1 protein-coding gene is annotated in these 1438 nt (G+C 66.9%); it reads left to right on the plus strand.

Going from position 1 to position 1438, the window contains the following annotated elements; genetic code table 11:
- Positions 1-26: 26 nt before the first annotated feature.
- A partial coding sequence (locus tag ABXS05_RS34830) for a nucleobase:cation symporter-2 family protein (protein ID WP_367627082.1) occupies positions 27-1438 on the plus strand: 1412 nt, incomplete at its 3' end.

Genomic DNA, 1438 nt, shown 5'->3' on the forward strand with positions numbered 1-1438 from the left:
AAGAACGCGTGAAGGAGGAAACCGGCTTGAGTTCCACATCGATCGGCACGGCTGCCCCAGCTTTGCAGCGCCCTGAAGACGAGAATCTGGGCATCGGCGCCAACCTGGCCTATGGCCTGCAGCACGTCCTGACCATGTATGGCGGCATCGTTGCCGTGCCGCTGATCGTCGGCCAGGCGGCCGGGCTGGCGCCCGAGGAGGTCGGCATGCTGATCACCGCCTCGCTGTTCGCGGGGGGCCTTGCCACCATCCTGCAGACCCTGGGCCTGCCCCTGTTCGGCTGCCGCCTGCCTTTGGTGCAGGGCGTCTCCTTTGCCGGCGTCGCCACCATGGTGGCCATCGTCGTCAGCCCCACCGGCGGCGGCCTGCCGGCCGTGCTCGGCGCGGTCATGGCCGCCTCCCTGCTCGGGCTTCTGATCACCCCGGTCTTCTCCAAGATCACCCAGTTCTTCCCGCCCCTGGTCACCGGCATCGTCATCACCACCATCGGCCTCACCCTGATGCCGGTGGCGGCACGCTGGGCCATGGGCGGCAATCCCAAGGCCCCCGATTTCGGCAGCATGCCCAATATCGCGCTCGCCGGTGCCACGCTCGGCATCGTGCTGCTCCTGAGCAAGCTCGGCAACGCGGCGATCTCCCGCCTGTCGATCCTGCTCGCCATGGTGATCGGCACCGCCATCGCCATGGCCTTCGGCATGACCGATTTCTCCAAGGTCGCCAGCGGCCCCACCGCGGCCCTGCCCAGCCTGTTCCATTTCGGCTGGCCGACCTTCCAGATCGCCGCCGTCGTCTCGATGTTCATCGTCATCATCGTCACCCTGGTGGAAACCTCGGCCGACATCCTGGCCGTCGGCGAGATCATCGGCACCAAGGTCGACTCGCGCCGCCTCGGCGACGGCCTGCGCGCCGACATGCTCTCCTCGACCCTGGCACCGATCTTCGGCTCCTTCACCCAGAGCGCCTTTGCCCAGAATGTCGGCCTGATCGCCGTCACCGGCATCAAGAGCCGCTTCGTGGTCGCCACCGCCGGCCTCATCCTGGTGACGCTCGGCCTGCTGCCGGTGATGGGGCGGGTGATCGCCGCCGTGCCGCCCGCGGTGCTGGGCGGGGCCGGCATCGTGCTGTTCGGCACCGTGGCGGCCAGCGGCATCCGCTCGCTGTCCAAGGTCGACTACACCAACAACATGAACCTCATCATCGTGGCGACCTCGATCGGCTTCGGCATGATCCCGATCGCCGCGCCCCAGTTCTACGAGCACTTCCCGTCCTGGTTCGTCACCATCTTCCATTCCGGCATCAGCTCGGCCGCGCTGATGGCGATCACGCTGAACCTGGTGTTCAACCATTTCAGGGCCGGCAATTCCGACCAGCAATCGGTGTTCGTCGCCGGCATGGAGCGCACTCTGCGCTACCAGGACATCTCGATGCTGCATGAGGG

Origin of the sequence: Labrys neptuniae (genome assembly GCF_040797145.1) — a bacterium.
Classification (GTDB): domain Bacteria; phylum Pseudomonadota; class Alphaproteobacteria; order Rhizobiales; family Labraceae; genus Labrys; species Labrys neptuniae.